This window comes from Verrucosispora sp. ts21 (assembly GCF_002879555.1).
Taxonomy (GTDB): Bacteria; Actinomycetota; Actinomycetes; order Mycobacteriales; family Micromonosporaceae; genus Micromonospora; species Micromonospora gifhornensis.
On the sequence record NZ_PNOZ01000016.1, the window covers coordinates 40,421 to 57,756 of the forward strand.

The 17,336-nt window shown below is 68.3% G+C and carries 17 protein-coding genes; 8 read left to right on the forward strand and 9 right to left on the reverse strand.

Translation table 11 applies throughout. The features are described from left to right. Positions 1 to 65: 65 nt before the first annotated feature. The 6 genes from C1A38_RS09445 to C1A38_RS09465 all read right to left on the reverse strand — a co-directional run bounded on the left by C1A38_RS09445 (position 66) and on the right by C1A38_RS09465 (position 7,324). Positions 66 to 581 carry a DUF4913 domain-containing protein gene (locus C1A38_RS09445; RefSeq protein ID WP_102657456.1) on the reverse strand — a complete coding sequence of 172 codons (516 nt, stop codon included), beginning with the start codon at positions 579 to 581 and terminating at the stop codon, positions 66 to 68. Beyond that, positions 578 to 1,657, reverse strand: coding sequence for a hypothetical protein (locus tag C1A38_RS09450; protein WP_146017499.1), 1,080 nt, complete (start codon positions 1,655 to 1,657; stop codon positions 578 to 580). Before C1A38_RS09450 ends, C1A38_RS09445 begins: the two co-directional genes overlap by 4 nt. A 140-nt stretch (positions 1,658 to 1,797) precedes the next feature. Then, on the reverse strand, positions 1,798 to 3,045 hold the full coding sequence (locus C1A38_RS09455) for a relaxase/mobilization nuclease domain-containing protein (protein ID WP_146017500.1): 1,248 nt from the start codon (positions 3,043 to 3,045) through the stop codon (positions 1,798 to 1,800). 185 nt (positions 3,046 to 3,230) lie between these two features. After that, positions 3,231 to 3,644, reverse strand: coding sequence for a plasmid mobilization protein (locus C1A38_RS09460; RefSeq protein WP_102657459.1), 414 nt, complete (start codon positions 3,642 to 3,644; stop codon positions 3,231 to 3,233). A 65-nt stretch (positions 3,645 to 3,709) separates the two neighbouring features. Beyond that, entirely contained in the window at positions 3,710 to 4,261 is a 552-nt protein-coding gene (locus C1A38_RS30750; protein WP_146017501.1) for a hypothetical protein, read from the reverse strand. A 327-nt stretch (positions 4,262 to 4,588) separates the two neighbouring features. Next, complete coding sequence (locus C1A38_RS09465; protein WP_146017502.1) at positions 4,589 to 7,324, reverse strand: tetratricopeptide repeat protein; 2,736 nt, start codon at positions 7,322 to 7,324, stop codon at positions 4,589 to 4,591. Between the two features lie 659 nt (positions 7,325 to 7,983). On the opposite strand from C1A38_RS09465, the gene C1A38_RS09470 reads away from it, so the two are divergent. The 6 genes from C1A38_RS09470 (at position 7,984) to C1A38_RS09490 (ending at position 11,749) form a co-directional block, all read left to right on the forward strand. After that, positions 7,984 to 8,862: a hypothetical protein gene (locus C1A38_RS09470; protein ID WP_102657461.1), complete on the forward strand. Its 879-nt coding sequence runs from the start codon at positions 7,984 to 7,986 to the stop codon at positions 8,860 to 8,862. Between the two features lie 10 nt (positions 8,863 to 8,872). Continuing rightward, positions 8,873 to 9,181, forward strand: a complete 309-nt coding sequence (locus C1A38_RS09475; RefSeq protein ID WP_102657462.1) for a hypothetical protein — start codon at positions 8,873 to 8,875, stop codon at positions 9,179 to 9,181. Further along, complete coding sequence (locus C1A38_RS09480) at positions 9,171 to 9,668, forward strand: hypothetical protein (protein ID WP_102657463.1); 498 nt, start codon at positions 9,171 to 9,173, stop codon at positions 9,666 to 9,668. The genes C1A38_RS09475 and C1A38_RS09480 overlap by 11 nt, the downstream gene beginning before the upstream one ends. A 44-nt stretch (positions 9,669 to 9,712) precedes the next feature. Then, positions 9,713 to 9,976: a hypothetical protein gene (locus tag C1A38_RS30755; RefSeq protein WP_146017503.1), complete on the forward strand. Its 264-nt coding sequence runs from the start codon at positions 9,713 to 9,715 to the stop codon at positions 9,974 to 9,976. A 150-nt stretch (positions 9,977 to 10,126) separates the two neighbouring features. Next, positions 10,127 to 11,314: a hypothetical protein gene (locus C1A38_RS31330; protein WP_199180151.1), complete on the forward strand. Its 1,188-nt coding sequence runs from the start codon at positions 10,127 to 10,129 to the stop codon at positions 11,312 to 11,314. Positions 11,315 to 11,386: 72 nt separating this feature from the next. Further along, positions 11,387 to 11,749: a hypothetical protein gene (locus C1A38_RS09490; protein ID WP_102657464.1), complete on the forward strand. Its 363-nt coding sequence runs from the start codon at positions 11,387 to 11,389 to the stop codon at positions 11,747 to 11,749. A 212-nt stretch (positions 11,750 to 11,961) separates the two neighbouring features. Here C1A38_RS09490 and C1A38_RS09495 read toward each other — a convergent pair whose 3' ends face one another. The 3 genes from C1A38_RS09495 to C1A38_RS09505 all read right to left on the reverse strand — a co-directional run bounded on the left by C1A38_RS09495 (position 11,962) and on the right by C1A38_RS09505 (position 14,290). Further along, complete coding sequence (locus C1A38_RS09495) at positions 11,962 to 13,386, reverse strand: hypothetical protein (protein ID WP_233196734.1); 1,425 nt, start codon at positions 13,384 to 13,386, stop codon at positions 11,962 to 11,964. After that, positions 13,383 to 13,775 (reverse strand): hypothetical protein, encoded by a 393-nt coding sequence (locus tag C1A38_RS09500; protein ID WP_102657465.1) that lies wholly within the window; start codon positions 13,773 to 13,775, stop codon positions 13,383 to 13,385. The genes C1A38_RS09495 and C1A38_RS09500 overlap by 4 nt, the downstream gene beginning before the upstream one ends. Positions 13,776 to 13,924: 149 nt before the next feature. Beyond that, the gene (locus C1A38_RS09505) at positions 13,925 to 14,290 is read right to left on the reverse strand and encodes a hypothetical protein (protein ID WP_102657466.1); all 366 of its coding nucleotides are present in this window, start codon (positions 14,288 to 14,290) and stop codon (positions 13,925 to 13,927) included. Between the two features lie 1,157 nt (positions 14,291 to 15,447). On the opposite strand from C1A38_RS09505, the gene C1A38_RS31730 reads away from it, so the two are divergent. Then, the gene (locus tag C1A38_RS31730) at positions 15,448 to 15,774 is read left to right on the forward strand and encodes a hypothetical protein (RefSeq protein ID WP_233196735.1); all 327 of its coding nucleotides are present in this window, start codon (positions 15,448 to 15,450) and stop codon (positions 15,772 to 15,774) included. After that, positions 15,771 to 16,883 carry a tyrosine-type recombinase/integrase gene (locus C1A38_RS09510; protein WP_233196736.1) on the forward strand — a complete coding sequence of 371 codons (1,113 nt, stop codon included), beginning with the start codon at positions 15,771 to 15,773 and terminating at the stop codon, positions 16,881 to 16,883. Before C1A38_RS31730 ends, C1A38_RS09510 begins: the two co-directional genes overlap by 4 nt. Positions 16,884 to 17,336 lie beyond the last annotated feature (453 nt).

Here is a 17,336-nt window from a genome sequence, read left to right on the forward strand (position 1 = left end):
TCACGCCACGACGGACCGGTCTGAGGTGCTTCACGACGCCGTGGCTCATGCTGCTCGACTGGTGATCAGTCCCACCAGTCCCACCAGTTGGAGGGAGCTGTCTGTACTGGGGCGATGGTGGGCATCTGGTGTCGGGCGACGCCGTGCAGACCCGATCCGACGGCGCAGTCGCGGAAGGGTCCGTCCTCGCCGCACAGTAGCGGCAGGTGGTGGTCCAGTTCGCGCAGCCAGCCGAGCATTCCGGTCATTTCCAGTCGCGCGTGTTCCCACCCGTACCAGAGTGCGGTCAGTCGGGTGACGGCCTCGTCGTGGCGCCACCACTGTTCGCACCAGTGCCAGCGGATCATGCCGACCTCGCCGACGGGGCGGGCGAAGGTCGGCAGGAGGTAGTCCCGGACCCATTCCTCGACGGTGGCGTACACAGGCTGCTGCCCTGCGGTGTCGCCGTCAGCGGTCCGCTCCTTGTTGATCTGCTGCTGCTCGCGCACCAGCTCGGTCAGTTGCGCGACCTGGGCGGCGAGTGTCATGAGCCGGAAGTCTTCGCTGCCGTTGGCGGTAGCCGGGGTCGTCGTGTCGGTCATCGGCTCCTCCTCGGGGTCGCGGCGGCAGCGTTGGCGGGCTGCTTGTTCGCCAACGTGGTGGGTACGCCGACGGTCAGGGGTGCGAAGGTGCGGCCCCATCTCGCGCGCTGCGCCTCCGCTCCGGCCTGGTCGTGCGCGGATCGTCCGCTCGCTACGGCCGCACTCTCCTGGCCTTCGGTGTGCTCGTCGGGGTCGGTCCGGGGAAGGTCCGCCGTTCCGGATGCCGTAGTGGCTTCGGCGCGCTGCCGGGACGCGTAGGCATCGAGTTGTCGCCGCGTGGCCTCGGCGACGGCGTCAGGAAGCAGGCCCTCTGCCGCCGCGTCTCGCGCGTAATGGCGGAGGAGTCCAGCGGCGTCGGCAGCCGGAGTTTTGCCGCCGGACCGGTAGGCACGTTGCAGCCGGTCCAGCGCCTCGGGGCTGACGTGTTCGGCCAGCTTCACCGCCTCGGCACGCACCGCCGCGTCAAGCTCGTCGAGACGCGCGCCACTCGGAGGTAACGCCCGCCCGTTCGCGCCTGCACGCAGGGTCTCCCGCTCGCGAGTGCCATGTGGGCGTGCCGCGGGGTGGGGCTGCGTCGCCTTCGCCTCGGTTTCCCACACGTCGTAGGCGGCGGACCGCATGGCTTCTTCCATGGTCTTCCCGGTCGCGCGTAGCCGGTCGTAGGTGGCCATGAACGGGGGGTGGATCTGGCGGATCCGGTCCTGCGCGAGGCGGACTGCTTCAACGGCAACCGGATCGCCGCCGGCAGCGTGGGCTGCGGCGGTACGCCATACCGTCGCGGCTTCGACGAAGCTCGCCTTCTCGGTCAGCCAGGATCCATCCAACGAACGGGCAAGCCGCTCGCGTTCCTCCATCACGGCCGCCGCCAGCCTTTCGGCCTGGCGCTGCGCCTGACGCTGAACGGCATTGGTCGCGCGGTCGCGGGCGGCGGCCTGTTCGGCCTCCGCCGCGCGTCGCTGGATGCCGACTGCTCCCATCCGTGCTCCGGCCTCTCCCAGCGTCGCCAGCACGCTGAGCCCTTGGATGAGTTGATGACGTACATCGATTACCGGATCGTCGTGCTGCTGTGGTTGCACCGCACCTCCCGTGCTCCGCCGCCGCTGCACAGCGGCGGTATGCTGAGTCTCAGCAGGAGGCGTTGGTGGTGGCGTGAGCGGCGGCGTTACCAGGCACATTCATGCGTTACCGCTGCGTTCGCGGTAGTCAGCCCGGCGGGTCACCTGCTCACGTCGGTGCGGCGGGTGGTAGCCATGCTCGGGCCGGTGGCCGGCGTGGGCGTAAGGCTTGATCCCGCTGGCATGCCTGGCCTATCGGCGAGTTCCCGGAGCGCGACGGTGGCCGATCGAGCGGCTTGTGCCTGGTGGAGGCGGCGTTGAGCGTCGCGGAGATGCTCCATGGCATCCGCCAGGCGGGCGAAATCCATCATCAGGGCCAGCGCGGCGAGCATGTCGTCGTCGCCCGATACGCGCCCCATCAGGGCGACGAGACGCGACATCGCCCGCAGCTCGTACGACCGACCGGTGTGCCGTACCACCCGGCCCCGGATGTCCCGGGCCGCCCGGTCGAACGTCTCGGCCACCAGGGTCAGGTTGCCCCGCCGATCGCCCTCGACCGCGTACGCCAGCGCGGTGAGCAGGTCAGAGGCGGCCAACGCTGCCGCCTGAGCCCGTGCCGGATCGGCGTATGCCGCCTGCCGGATCTCGTCGGCCGCCGCCCGCGTCACTCGTGCCGCGTCGGCGAGCGCCGCTGTACGTTCGGCCCGGCCGACCGGCGGCACGTCAGTCGATGCCGGGCTTGCCCACCGTCGGCGCAGTTTCGGCAGGGCCAGGTCCGCCGCCAGCTTGCCGCCGCCGTAGTACACCGGCATGCCGTCCGCAGTGAGGTCCGCAGGCAGCGCGACGGCATACCCGGTGACCTGGCCGGACGCCGTCGTGCTGTGACGCAGGCGAAGAAGAAGCCCCGCACCACGCAGACGGTCGAAGAACTCGGTCTCCGTTGCGGCACCCGCCACCGCCGTCCGGACCCGCCGCCGCAGCTCGTCGCGCGGTGTCTCACGCCGGCCACGCCGGGCGGACTTGTTCAACTCCGCCGCGCTCGGCCGGCGATGCGCGGTACGGTCCGCCGGAGCGACCGCACGACGCAACCCGTACCGGCGGGCCACGTCGTAGGTCGCCGCCACGGTGCGCGGGTAGTCGTTCCTCAGCCAGCTGATGCGGCCGTCTTCGCGTACCAGCGTCGCCACGATGTGCACGTGATCGTCGCCGTGGCGAACCACCACCCACCGCAGTCCGTCGTCGTCAGCCGGCGTCGCCACGCCGACCTCGCGCAGCATCTCACGGGCCATGTGCCCCCACGCTTCATCGGAGAAGGTGCGGTCGCGGTCTTCGGGCGCCAGTCGCATCGAGGTGTGCCACACGTACCGCTTCGGCGGACGCTCGATGCGCCGGACGGGCTCTTCGAGCAACGTGACCAGCCGACGAAAGTCCCGCTTACCCGCAGCGGTGCGGCGGGGCTCCAGAGATTGGAGGTCCCCGGCGCCGTCCCACGCCGCCACCAAGCGCGGATTCCGATGCTCCTCACGCCGCCCCGGCCCATACAGGTACCGAAGCAGCCCGGCGACCCGGCGCCCTCGGGGATGGACCCGCGAGATCATCGCAATCGCCGGTGGATCCGCGCGGTCAACTGGTCGAGCCGGTCAACAGCCCGCGCGCACAGCCGGACCGCCTCAGCCGCCCACTCAGGCAACTCGCCCGTCGAATGCCAGGCAGCAGCGACCTGGTTGACGTTGCTTCCGAACATGTTGACTGCCCGTCGAGCGGCAAACAGCTCGCGTTGCAGCTCGCGAAGGTCCCCGCTGGCGGCGTTCGATTCTTGCCCTGTTGCGGCCTCGACAGCCATCTTCGCGGCGTAGCCGGTCGGGGTTAACCCAGCCGACTCTGCGGCGACCTCTAGGAGCCGCTTTTCGTCGTCTGAGAGCCGAATCAGGATCGCGTGAGGGCGACCCGGTCGGCTGTGCGTGCGGTGCCTGGCCGCGGGTATTGCACGCTTCTGGTGCTCGTCCATCGCCGCCCACCTTGCGTCTGGGGCGTTACCGGGAGCGTGAGCCGTGGCGTTGCCGCACGAGCCAGTTACCGCAACGGTCGCTCCGGCCTTTCCGCCTCAGACGAAGTCCGATCTTGCGCCGCGACCGCCTCGGCATCTGGTGAGCGGCTGCCTGTCCTGGGTGGGTTTGGGAACCCTTGGGCTGCAACATTGGGGCCTCGCTGTCCGAGCTGGCTGGCCGCCCCGATCGGGTCAGCGTGCTCCGCCAGGTGCACGTGGTGACGCGACCAGTTAGACCGCCGTAGCCGGGTTGCCCCTGGGACCTTCTCGCCCCACTCCAGGTCCCACACAGGGTCGACAGTGATGGTCAGGTCACTCGTCTTCACGACATCGCCGATGCGGCGGTGACCACCAGACGTGACGTAGGACAGAGAGTCACCAACGCGTACGTGCTCGAAGTCGATGGGGCCGCCGGGATGGCGTGAGGGCTTATCCGGGGCCAGGGCCATGACATCATCGCGCAGGCCGGCAGCGATTAAGAACGCCTCGGAGTTGAAAATCAGATTTTGATCGGAGAAGTATTCCGCCATACCACCGATTACGACGGCGACCATGCGTCTGGCCTGCGCCTCGTCCATTGGTCCGACCGCACCGCTGCTCAGCGCTTCTTCTAGCCGAGCAACTCCCGACGAGACGGCATGGCAACCTCTTCGTAGTCTCTCCGATGCATCGCCAACTCCTCGCTCCGTCGAATCGATACCTGCCTGTTGTGCCGGCAGGTGAGAGCTGAAGCTGATCCGACCGGATCGCCCTTGCGGATCCTGCCTCGGAGGCGTTACCGCCGCAGCGGCGCCGGCCTACCGGAAGGCCGCCCGGCCGCTCCCAATGCCAATCTGCGACCGCGCTCGGTCGCAGATTGATAAGCAATCGGCATATCTTGCTGCAACCGCCGCCTCTCAATCGAGCTACCGGTTCGACGACTGGTCGTTGTCGCCGCCCGTCCAGTCGAGTTCGCAGGGTTTACCATCGTCGGTCAAGCCCAGACGGAGCAGGCGCTTAGCGCCTATCAGGTCGCCGCTGCGTCTCCACAGCAGGGCAAGGGCTGACAGCGCTTCGCTGACGCCGGCGTCGGCGGCCTGTCGGTAAAGAGCCTCGGCCCCGGCACGATCACCGGCCTCCGCAAGTAGTTCGGCCAACTCGATGAGTGCATCGCTGTCGCCCCGGTCAGCAGCCTGCCGGTACAGAACCTCGGCGCCAACGCGGTCGCCACGCTCCTCCCGCAGCGCAGCCAGGTCCCGCAGTGCCCCGGTGTCACCACGCTCGGCAGCCAGCGCGGCAGTAGCTTCGGCGCCGTGGCAGTCGCCGGCCTCATCCCGCAGCGCAGCTAGGTCCCGCAGCGCCTCGGTGTCACCCCGGTCGGCGGCGAGGACTGCGGCAGCTTCCGCTCCAGCAGGGTTGCCGGAACGTTCCCGCAATCCCGTCAGGACCCCCAGCGCTGCGGTATCACCGAGGTGCGCCGCCTGCAAGTACAGCCGCTCGGCGGCATCCTGATCACCAACCTGCTGCCGCATCCGAGCCAGGTCCCACAGCGCACCCGTGTCGCCGCGGTCTACAGCCTGCCGGTACAGCCGATCGGCGACACCGTGGTCACCAGCCTGTTCCCGGAGCTGGGCCAAGTCCCGCAGCGCGCCTACCTCGCCACGGTTAGATGCCTCCGCCGCCACTGCCTCTGCCCCTGCGGGGTCACCCGCACGTTCCCGCATCCTGGCTAAGTCCCTCAGCGCCCATGTGCCGCCACGCTCGGCGGCCTGCCAATACAGCCCCTCTGCGCCAGCACGATCACCCCCACGTTCCCGTAGCCGGCACAGCTCACGCATTGCACTAGTGTCCCCACGATCAGCGGCCTGCGACGCCGCTGCCTCGGCGCCATCGCGATCGCCGACGCGTTCCCGCATCTGGGCCAGGTCCTTCAGCGCCGATATGTCACCAAGGTCGGCGGCCTGCCGATACAGCGCCTCGGCGCCCGCACGATCACCGACGTGTTCCCGCGTCTGGGCCAGGTCCTTCAGCGCCCATGTGTTACCAAGGTCGGCGGCCTGCCAATACAGCGCCTCGGCGCCCGCACGATCACCCACCTCCTCCCGCATGCGGCCCAGTGCCAGCAGCGCCAATGTGTCGCCACGGTCGGCGGCCTGCCAATACAGCGCTTCGACGCCAGCACGGTCGCCAGCGTCCTCCCATTGCCTTGCCAAACTCAGCAGCGCGATTCTGCTGCCATGGTCGGCAGCCTGTCGGAATAGCTGGTCGGCCCGGCGAAGCCGGCCTCGACAATGAGCGGCGTCGGCAAGATCGGCAAGGATTTCAGGGTCGGCGCAAGCTGTGACGGCGTTCCAGAATGTGGCGGGTGGGAAGATCTCGGCGCGCTGCGTGCGGCCGGTTTGTTCGAGATAGTCGGCGAGTCGATACGCGTCGCCGATTAGGGTCGTATCGCCAGGTAGCGGCTTGTGACGCCTGAGCGGCCCGGGCGTGCCGTGGCAAGGTTCGGTGAGATAGGTCAAGGCTTCACTAAGCCACGTTTCGTCGTCTGGGGTCTGGTCCCAGATCTCTGGGTCGAGGTAGCCGGGCGCGGCCTGGTATAGAAGCTGGCGTGGCAGGTAAAGCCAGCGGCTGAGGCGACGGGCGTCCATGGCTGCCCACAGCACAGCTCGGGCATGATCATCAGCTTGCTCATAACGGCGGATCAGCTCTGGCACCCCGGCTAGATGCTGCGTGATGCGCCTACCGCCGTGTTCGGCAGCGGTCCGCAGCCGCGGATCGGCGGCGATCTGCACTTTGAGGCGGGCGAGGTCGGCGTCAGAGAACCCAGTGGGAACGCTGATATCAACGCCGCGGCCCAGCAGTACCCGGGCGGCGGCGTGCTCCTGCAAGCGAACGTCTGTCAACGTAGCCCAGTACTGTGGCCACATCGAGCCGAGCACCAGAATCGGGCCTGTGGGGGCGTGCAGTAGCTGTTGCAGCGCGGTCGCTACCTGGGCGCCGACGCCAGGAGGTTGCAGGTACATCTGAGCCTCGTTGAGCCAGATCACCGTGCGCGGCGCGACCCGACCATCGGCAAGTGCTTCAACGACGGCCTGCGGACGCTCAGGGGTGAGAGGCTGCCACACCCGCCACCGAGGCAACACCGCGCGGATGGCTTCCCAGCACGCACGCGTCTTTCCCGTGGACGAGGCGCCGATGAGCATCACCACCTGTGACCCCTGCTCTGCCCGCGCCAACTCGGCACGGAGGAGGTCGTCGTGAGCGCGGGTTAGGTACGGCGGCAGCAGCGGCAAATCGGTGTAGTCGGTGGCGACGGCGCGATGGACCTCCAAGGTCAAAGCGGCTGCCTCGTCTAGGTCGCCGATGACAGACCCCAACGGCGGATTGCCGTCGGCCAGGAAAGCACCTGGTCGTTTCACCGTAGGTCGGCCACCACGGTTGCGGTGCTTCTCCGCCCACGCCTCGCGTCGCCGAGCCTCCCACCAAGTGTCCGGGTGTCGTGGGTAATCGAGGGGTGCAGCGGCCTGGAGGTAGCCGATCAGGAACCGCAACGCCGCCCTGCTGCTGGGAACCGTACGACCATTGAGCCAGTCACTGATTCCGGAGTCGGTCAGCTTGACTGGCGGCAGCTGCTGTTCAGCTTGGTGAACGAGTGACTTCAAGGGTGGTCTGCCGGCGGCCTCATGTAGTCGGCCTAACTCGTCCGCGAACCGTTCGGCTGCGGCTCCTCGCGTCACAGCACCACCCCGGTTCCGATCCCGGTTCCGGACCGGATGAGGCTCGGAAAGCCCGCTATCACCCGGCGTGACCTCGACATTCTGGCACCGTAGCCGAACCGACCGATCGCCGGAAACCGGCCGGACGAGCAGAACCAACGGCACCAACCCGACACCACCGGAAGGTGCCAGCGAATGCCCAGCTTGCTCACCCTGCTCCACGCCGGCGGCCTCGCCGGTGGCGCCGCCGCTCTGATCTACAGCGCCACCATCACGACCACAGCCCTGGTAGCCGTCCTGGCCCGTAGTCCGCACCGCCGCCGCGCCGCCCGCAAGGTATTGAGTCTCCTCTTGCGCCGCCCATCTCAATAAGCAGTCTCGCCGGTGCCCCGTACAGGGCACCGGCGTTCACAGCGAGGGCAGCCAAGACAGGCCGCCCATCCGGGCCTTCAACCCGATCGTCGGCGTCAAGCAATCGATGTCCGGACATCTAAAATCACGCTAAAAGCGCATGAGAAGTGATAGAAGCAACAGCTCCTGGCGCTGTTTGGGGGTATCATTATATAAGCACCGACGGACCCCCTAAGTTCCCGGAGGCGACCCACATGCCCGAGTACCTGATTCAGGCGTTCACCGAGAATCACGATCTGCTCGATATCAGCAGCAGCGCACAGGGCGATGCGTGTTGGGCGGAGACGTTTCGGGATGCTGTTCGGACCTATCAGCGGACGACCCGTGGTGTTCTGCACGACTGGGAGACCGACGGGCACTCGGCTGCCCGTGTGGCGTACTTCCGGGTGTACGAGTACGTCGACCGGTGCACGCGGGCAGGCGGGTGGCCTGTCGTCATGGTCACGGCTCACGGTCGCCGGGCCGGCGTCAACCCACTCGCCGGGCTGCCGACGCACGAGCAGAACGCGCACGTTGGTTCCGTGATCGGGCTGTGCCTCGTCGTCCCGGACGACTTGATCATCGTCCCGTCGGGTGCCGACCCCGGCCGTCGGGCGGAGTACCGGCTGCGCGTCACCGATGTCAGCCATCGCGAGGGCGAGCGGTCCGCGATGATCCGGGGTGTCGTCGTGAAGAAGGACGGTTCCGACCGTCTCAACGGCGAGGGCACCGGCTACATGCGGACGGCCTGGGCTGATCTGTCTCGCCTGGTCATGGACACTCCGGCCGCGACCATCGAGGCCAAGCCCGCCCCGGAACCTGAGTCCAGCCCGGATCCGTCGAAACTCGTGCGCCTTCCGCACAGTGGCCTCCAGATGCCGGATCGGCGGCTGCGGGCGACGAGCCTCAAGCAGGTGGCCGTCGGCGGCGGTGTGGCGTGGACCGCCACACTCCTGCGCGACGGTCAGTTGGTCGGCCGGATCGAGAACGACGGACAGGGCGGAGAGACGTTCTTCCGCCCACTGCCCGACCAGGGCTTCGGGGAAAAGCGAACTGCGGGCGTTCGCGACGACATGCCGCACCGACGAGGGTGAGTCGGTTGAGGTGGAAGCCGTCCTGGAAGCCCTGGCCCACGAGCACGACGGCGAGGCCATCGTCCGGGGGTACCTCCGGTGGAACTGCATCCCCGCACGGTTGCTCACGGCGCTACCGGGTTCGCGGAGCCGCTACCCGAGCGCCTTTCGGGGTATCCCGGCTCCGGCCGACCCGTCGGCACGCCTCGGTGTCGCGGTCGCTGCCGTACGGGAGTCGCCGCCGGATCGGGACGGTACGTGGCAGATCTGGGGCGGGCAGGACTGGCAGGACGTGTCTCAGGTCGGGCCGGAGCGTGGCGAGGTGACCGGTGGACGCTGACCGGCAGCTTCGTGGGCAGGCGCGCGAGATCCTGACGACCGCGCACGAGGGCACACACCGTCCGACGCTGGCGTGGGCGGTCGGGGTGTTCGAGTCGTCGCACGCGATGTGCCCGCTGATGTTGTCGCGCACTGGCGATCCGTTGGCGCTGTGCCCCGGAGATGGCGGCGACTGTTCCCTGCCGCGCGGACGCTGGCTGGACTACTCACGCACGGGTGGTGCGCTGGTAAGGGATGGCGACCTGGTCAGGCCGCTGAAGGTGTCCTGGTCGGAGGTCGCGGCGGTCTTCTTCGCCCGCCCGGTCTCCCGGGATCTGATCGAGCAGTGCGCCGTGGCGATGCAACGACGCCGGTCCTGCGCCGGACCGCCGTTCGGGGTCGAGTGGCGGGACATCGATGAGGCGTGCGCCGCCGCCGGGCTGGCCATCTGGAGGGCGTGCCGTCCGGCCGACCACGGCGAGCAACTCGATTTATTCGCCGGATTCTGACTCAGCGCCCTGCACATCACGACACGGAATGGAGGGCCTTGCCCATGCTGTCTTCGTCTGCTGACTTTCCTGCTCTGCCGGAACAGATCGCCGGTATCGCCGAGGGCTGGTGGGAGTGCCTGTGTGGCAACGAGCCGCACATGTACGGCTTCACGCCGAGTGACGCTGACGGCCGTCCGGTGGAGCCGACATCGCACGGCTGGGACGGGCAGACCAACGTCTGCACCTCCTGCGGGCGCATCTTCAGCCAGGACACGGGCTTCGTCGTCGGCCGGCGGCACACGCCGTTCTCGGACGACGAACGGTGATCTCACCAGCGCCGTTCCATCTCGCCCGGCCCCGAGCACCCCCGGCAATCCCCGTCTACCACCCGCTTCTTCTCGCACCACCTGCGGTTCCCCGGTGTCGCTACCACCCGGGATCCGCCTCCAACCAAGCGCCAGACGGAAGGACCCATCGTGACCGCGAAGGGTAAGAAGACCACCGCCAGGCTGCGTCCCGGCGACCGCATCCTCATCATCGACGACCTGAGCAAGGCGTCCACGCGCACCGGCGGCCGGTGGCACCCGAGCCGGGTCAAGACCGGCGCCACGACCGCAACGGTCAGCCACCTCGACAGCATCGCGGGCCGGCGGACGCGCTACGACGTCGTCACCGACGCCGGCACCGTGCCGAACCTCAGCGGTTCGCAGACGTTCCTGCTGGCCCCCGAGGACGCGGGACCGGCCTCGGTCACCTCGGTGCAGCGGTGGAAGGAGATCGAGCAGACGGCCAGCACGCCGGAGTTCCGGGCATGTGTCGCCGCTGGCGTCGAGAACGCCGACGACACGATGGACGAGGCACAGCGCGGTGTCATCGACGCCGTCGCCGGTCCCTTCGCCCGCGGTGACGAGACCTGGTGCCGGCTGGCGATCAGCGGCTTCGAGGAACTGCGCGACAAGGGCGTCTTCGCGCACCTCAACGACGTACTGCCGGAGGACGCTCCGCGCGGGTGGGTTCAGTTCCACCCCGACGGCCCCCGGGTGCACCCCGACTACGCCCGGCCGATCACGCACGGCGGCTACACCTACGACATGGTCGGCCGGTTGGACCTCCAGGTCGGCGACGTCATCCTCGAATACGGTGCCGACCTACACATCCTCGACATCGCCGCGTTCCAGTGCACCCACCCCGGTCACCCTCGTGACCACCGCTGGTACGCCAAAGTGATCGGCCTGACCGCCGAGGACCGCAGCCGCACCTACTCGCGGCCGTGGGGCACCGCGCTGTGCCTGGCCTACGACCGGGGCATCCCCCGCCGCCGCGACATCCCGAACCAGGTGCCGGCCGAGACTGCGGCGCCGCAGGACGCGGTGGTGGAGCGGGCGTACGCGGTGCAGGTGGGCCGCGAACGCACCGCGTGGCAGACGGTCTCCCACGGCACGGCCGTCGGGCCGGCGCAGCAGCTCGCGCGGGACGTCGCGCTGCGGCAGGCGTACCCGCTGGACGTCGACCGGTTGCGGGTCCTGGTCTACGCCGACACCGACCGGGCCTACCCGCCGGTCTACACCTACGGGCTGACCGAGGCCAACCAGGACGGTCTCTACTGCACCCACGGTGACGACCCTCGCCACCACACCGCCGAGTGCCCCGGACGGCACCCCTGACAGTCGCAGCTCACGGCGGGAACGGCCGTCGCGCCGCTCCCGGCCCTGGCTGCCCGTGCCCAGGAGGTGCACATGGGCGACACCACCGCCCCCGGCAACCGGCAAGTGTCCGGCCCCGGGTGGGTGCCGGCGGAGAACCTGACACCGACTCGCCAGCAGGCGTTCTACATCATCTTGACCACGCAGACCCCGACCTCTGGGACCGTGTTCGGTGGCATCAGCGCCATCGCCGCCGCCGAACAAGCCCGGTTGGTCGACGGCGCCGGCGCTCCGGGCGCATTCGTCGCCGCATACACCCGCGTCGTTGACGCCCTGGTGCCCGTCGACGTGGAAACCACCCTGCTGTCCGGCCCGGCGGCCGTCCGCCGGTACCGCGTCCGGGCCTGGCTCGGTCAGCAACTGCTCTCGCAGCACGAGATGGAGTTGCCGGCCTAATGCCGGTGACGGCGCTGGCCCACGCGACAGCGGTCAGTGGGCCAGCGCCGGGGCTCCGGGCCGCTACAACCCGATGGAGCCCGATGCGACCGCCAGACGGTCCGCACCGCCCAGGGTAGCCGGCAACGGTTGCCGCCAGCGCGACCAGCCGTTACCACCCGGCCGGGCTCCTCAGCTCACCTCTTCGCTTGATCATTCAGTGGTGGGCACGTTCAGCGCCCACGTTGGGGTCGGTCGCGTTCGTGTCGGGCAGGAAGGGGCCACCCTTCCGGCTGATGGGTTCCACCATCTGTGTGGTTCCTGAGCTCGGGACGGTGGCCAGCGGTCGCCGCGAAGGCGAGCTTGGCCAGGCGTGGTGCGGCGCGGGGTACCTGCGGCGACGCCGAGGCGAGTGCGGACGCACCCACAGCGGCGAGCGCCGACCTCAACTGGTAGACCTGCTCGTCGTCTGGCTGCGCAACGCACCACCGCGCCACCGCGTGATACACCAGCGACCTGGGCAGGCGTTCGAGTTCCCGCCGGCCAAGGACGAAGAAGTGACCGTTTCCAGCTGTCCTCTGGGTTGCCGCACTCAGAACCTCCGACAGTGACGGCAACACCGCGGCTAGCTTGTCGATCGTGTTGAGTCGGGAGCCGCGGGCGGTGAGCTGGCCTGGTCGCGGCGGCCGTGGGCGGACCCATCCCGTTACCAGGTCAAGCTCACGAGCCATATAAACTGCCGGGCCGTGCGGCGGCGTGCCATGCAGCTGACCGGCGGCGTGCGCCGCTGCGCTCCACGAACGCCAGTCCGCTCCAGGTGCACCGGATGAGGCGAGCGCGCTGATCGCGAGTGCCGCTTGGGTTGCCTTGGCCAAGTGCTTGGCACGCACCTCGCCGGGGTTGCGGTGCATCCAGTCGCGCACCGCGACCAGCGAGCGCAGGGCCGACGCGCCATCGCTGATCGCCCGGTGGCCGGCCAGGACCGGTGGCGGTTCGAGCAGGTGCAGCAGCGATGGAGCGTCGCCCACGTCCGACATCACCTGGTGCACGACCCCGGCCAGGTAACCGTTGCTGGTCCAGCGGGCCTCATCCGCCACCGCCGCGAAGGCTCCATACGCGAGCCGATGGCTGTTCGACAGCCACTCAGGTAGCCCTGCATCGATGGCCAACATGTCCTTGGTCAGCCGGGCGATGTCGGCCAGGCCGGCTCTCCCTCCGGCACCGGCACGAATCGCCACGCCTTCTGGAGTCAGCGGCTCCCGGGCCGGCGGCGCGTGGCCGGTCAGGATCTCTCCCGCCACCGCGACCGCCTCCGCCGCCGACTCCAGATGGCGGCCGACTCGGCAGATCGGCACCGTGGAGGAAACAGTCCGCCAGCCGATGCGAGCCGCAGCGGTGAGTCCCAGGTAGAGCCGTGTCGTGTGATTCCCTGCCTGCATCCGCAAGGCGACCTCGACGGTATCGCGGTCGATGTCGCCGCGAGCCGGTTGACCGCCGACGACCAGCTCCACGAGTTTGGCCAGCCGGGCATAGATCCGATGTCGGGCTACGACGGTCGCTCCGACGTCATCGAGGGTGACCGCCGGATCGGATGGTAGGCGTCCTTGCGCCTGAGTCAGCTCGTCATGCGCCCGCGACAGCCACTCTCCGTACGTCACACCAGACCTCGCACTGCGGCGTTCAGCCGCTCGGCTGTCGCGGCGTAGGCGAAGCAGCGCTGGGCCGACACCTCCGGCTGCTGACTCGCCTGGTCGTAGCCGTCCCCAAGGATGGAGACGAAACGGATCAGGGTCCGTTGCGTTGCGGTGGAGGTGATTGAAGACCGTGCCGTGGTGGCAGTGATGGCGATCGGTGCGGGTTCGGGGTACAGCTCGGCGAGCGCGTTGAGCAACTCGAACCCGAGCAGTGCCCACTGCTGAGACGGCACATCCGGTGAGTCGAAGGCCATGCAGGCGAGTCGCAGCCCGGCTTGCGCCTCCGTCTCGTCGGTCACTCCCCGCTCCTCAAGACGAGCGATGGCCTGCTGTAACGCTGCGATGTAGTCCATTCCCGGATCCTTTCCACGGCCCAGAACTGTGTCCACATCGGCAGCGAAGCCCTGTGGATAACCGACGAGGCCCGTCGCGCCCGTCCTCGGATACGTGCACCAAACAGTTGTCGGTGCCGGTCAGGTAAAGCAAGCTAGGAATCCGCCAGTCACGCGGCCTCAACGAGAAGCTTCCCGTCGACCGCCAGAACATCCGCCCGCCGGTCGGACAGCACCGCGTACCCCCGCCGTGCCGCCTCGTAGACGAGATGGGCAAGACTGAGGTCTCCGCCAGCACGCGGAAGAAGAGCGTCAACAGCAACCCCTTCGGCAGCCGCGAGTTCGGCGAGCCACGTGTTCGCATCCTGAACGAGATCCAAAAGGCGGTCGGTGTGCTGCGGGACAGCCTCGGCCGCCAAGGCGAAGCTTGTGTCGCAGATCAGCACGGTCTGCCCGCGTCGACGGCACGAGGTCACCATGGCTCCGACGAAGGTGTCGGCCTTCGCGAACGCGATCAGCGCCCCCACGTCGAGCACCCAACCACCCAGCGCGTCGAGACCGCTCCCTGTTCCCCGACACTCGCCAGCGGAACACTCACCCCTGGCCTCGGTCTGCCTCATCGTTCCGTCACCTCCGCCGACGCCGGCTCTCCCTGACCGCCGCACCGCGATCAAGGCTCGGAAGCAGGCGCTGCCGGATGGCTACCGCGTGGACGTCCCGATCCTGGTCGCGGGCTGTTCGCTGGCCCGTATCGACCGGTAGCCATCAGGAGGTTCGGCGGATCGAGAACCGTTCCCTAATCTGGTGGCCCTTCCTGCTCCAAACCCCGTTGTGTCGCCTTGGTGGCACCCGCGTCATCCGCATTCCGTCGAGCACTGCTTGTCGTCGGCCGGGTCCGATGAGGGTGAGCAACCTGGATCAGGAGGTAACTGACCTGGTGAGGCGGGAGCCCTCCGTGCATTGGGGCCAGCCCGGTGGGGCCTGCTTGTTCCCTGGCTGTCCTCTCGCGGACAGCCACGGCGACCGACCGGTCGGTAAGGATGGCCGGCAGGAGACTCCGTTCACCGTGCTCTGAGTCCGCCGCTTGACTCCGATCGCTCCCTGCGTTCGCGCCGCCGTTCATCGTTCGCACACAGGGCAGCGGTAGCCGGCAACGCCGCATCCGTCGCTGTGCGTTTCGCGGTGCAACCGGAGAACAGCGGGTACGCCTGGCCGGCGGCTACCAGCCGGGATGGAATAGGGATCGGCAGCGGGAACAAGCTGACCCGGATGGCGATGGAACAGGGAACGGCGGCAACGGCTGTTCCGTACGGCAGATAGCGCCGGAGCGTGCTGTTCCTGGTAACGCCGCCGGTAGCCGTTGGTAGCGCTGCCACCAACGTCGCATGGACACGCTGATTCTCGTACGTATACGAGGGCGCGGTGTAGGCATCGCATTGCCGCCGCGCGACGGCCGAGCTGAGGCGCTCGTTCGTGCCCCGCACGCGCCCTTCCATCGAGCCATGGATGTGAGGCTATGTCTATCTCCGATGAGCGTCCTCATTCCGTCTCAGCGGGCTCGCCTCCCGTCGACGTCCCGGTGCCGTACATCGACCGGCTCTGGTCAGCACTACGGTCAGAGGGGCCATCGCCCGGTGAGTACGGTCGTAGCCTGCCGATGCCGCACCTACGCGCGCCTGAGCGACGCAACGCGATGCACTACTCGGTCACCGCGATCGATGTCGACGGTCGCCTTGCAGCCCGGTCGGCCCTGGCGGCGCTGCGATGGCAACCTGGATTGCCCGTCGCTGTCACCGCCGCCCAGCACGCCCTTGTCATCACGCCGCAGCAGAAGAGCAGCCATGTGCTCGACCGGCAAGGGCACCTTCGGCTGCCGGCCACCGCACGGCACCTCACCCGGTTGAAAGCAGGAGACCGGCTACTGCTCGCCGCGTCTCTGGACCGCTCCCTGCTCCTCGTATATCCGGTTGCTGTGCTCGACACGATGGTCCTGGCCTATCACCTTGGAGCTCCACGGTGACGCCGGCGGTGGGTCGTTCCCTCAGCAGCGGCGAGGTGGAGGCCGCGCGGCTCATTCTCGCGCGCCTAGGCATCACACCGGAGCAACTCCTCGGTCCGGGCGACGTGGCTTCCCCACCGGGCCGAGAGATGCCCACATTCACCGAGTACATCGACCGCGTTGCGGACGCGGTTACCCCCGGAACACGTCGCGTCTACGACTCCTACTGGCGACGCGTGCGTGACGCCTGGGGGGATCGTCGATTGGACGAGCCGACCCCGCTGGAGGTCAAGCAACTATCCGAGCAGGTGAAGACCGAGGCGATCGTGAGGAGCAACTCCCGCGGAGGTCGTACGGCTTCCGAGCACCTGATTTCGGCTTTGAGGTGTCTTTACAAGTTCGCCGTCGCTGACCGCCTCATCGAGGAAACCGAGAATCCAGCCCTGCGGGTAGCCAAACCGCGACGACTGGCAAGCACACGGAGGGCACTCCCCGAGAAGCAGCTTGCGCAACTGTTCGCGGTAGCAGGCAGCACCGGCAACGACCCCGAGCTCGACTCGCTGATCCTGCGGCTTCATGCCGAGACAGCCTGTCGAAGGGGCGGTGCCCTCGCACTACGCCCGTGCGACCTGGACGCGGTGCAATGCCTCGTCCGGCTCAGCGAGAAGGGGGAAACCGTTCGGTGGCAGCCGGTGTCACCGACCCTGGCGCGGCACCTTCTCCTACACGTCGAGGAGCGAGGCGACGGCGACCGTAAGGGCGAGTTGCTTCGCTACCGCAACGGCAACCCGATCACGAGCCGCCGCTATGACCACCTGTTCCAGCGGCTTGGCCTTCACCTGCCCTGGGTCGCCACCCAACAGGTAACTGCGCACTGGCTACGCCACACCACCCTGACCTGGGTCGAGCGGAACTTTGGCTACGCCGTCGCGCGAGCCTTCGCCGGGCACGACGGGAAGAGTGACGCCGGTACCACGTCCACCTACGTACGCGCCGATGTGTACGAAGTCGCGCAGGCCCTAGCAGGGCTGACGGGCGAATCCCACCCGCTGGCCCAGCACACGACAAAGGTTGACGGCCCAGAACAGCGGCTCGGCGGGCTGTTCAACGCGATCGCCGCTGAGGTCTGAGTCACAGATCTTGACCGACGAGACCGAGTTGCCGAGCCGGTCGATCGAGGCTGACAGCGCGGTCAGGGTCCATGATGGTCTCGTGACAGGTGGCAGAAGAGCTCTGGTGTGGTTGGGTCTTCTAACGGCGATCGCCTCGGTGGGAGCCGGAGCCTTCTTCGGCGTGACCCGGCTCGACGACGCGGCCAAGTGGGGCAGCGTGATTGCGGCGATTCTTGCTCTACTCGCATTGCTGATAGCTTGTTACCAACTGCTAGCTCGCCGCGATGTAACTGCCGCAGGTCCGGACGCTCGCGGCGGGGGTACTGCGGGCGAAGTGCGTCAGCAGGTACAGGCCGGCCGAGATGCGTACGTCGCAGGCAGGGACCAGCACTTCGGTGGCGGACGCGGATCACAATGATTCCGGCTTCTCGGCGGCGAAACCCACCAGGCGTCTATGCAGAGCGCGATGTC